This window comes from Streptomyces sp. BE20, from assembly GCF_036322525.1.
GTDB lineage: Bacteria > Actinomycetota > Actinomycetes > Streptomycetales > Streptomycetaceae > Kitasatospora.
In genome coordinates, this window is record NZ_JAQYWW010000453.1 from 1 (window position 1) to 396 (window position 396).

Annotated in this window: 2 pseudogenes; one reads left to right on the forward strand and one right to left on the reverse strand. The window is 76.0% G+C overall.

What is annotated here, in order from left to right:
* Window positions 1–177 (forward strand): annotated as a pseudogene (locus PUR61_RS05005) (hypothetical protein); the annotation flags it as partial.
* 138 nt (window positions 178–315) lie between these two features.
* On the opposite strand, the pseudogene PUR61_RS05010 reads toward PUR61_RS05005, so the two are convergent.
* Window positions 316–366: pseudogene (locus PUR61_RS05010) on the reverse strand (hypothetical protein); the annotation flags it as partial.
* Between the last annotated feature and the right edge of the window lie 30 nt (window positions 367–396).

Below are 396 nucleotides of genomic sequence, written 5' to 3' on the forward strand. Positions count from 1 at the left end.
GACACCGGCGAAACCCTCCTCAGCGGCCGCATCTCCCTGCGCACCCACCCCTGGCTCGCCGACCACGCCGTCAACCACACCGTCCTCCTCCCCGGCACCGCCTTCCTCGACCTCGCCCTCCAAGCAGCCCACCACACCGACACCCCCCACCTCGAAGCACTCCCCCTCCACCCCCCGCGCCGGCGGGGCGGGGCCGCGCCCCCCCCCCGCCCGCGCCCGGGGGGCGGGGCGGGCGAGTACTTCGCGGTGGGGGGGGTCGGTGTGGTGGGCTGCTTGGAGGGCGAGGTCGAGGAAGGCGGTGCCGGGGAGGAGGACGGTGTGGTTGACGGCGTGGTCGGCGAGCCAGGGGTGGGTGCGCAGGGAGATGCGGCCGCTGAGGAGGGTTTCGCCGGTGTC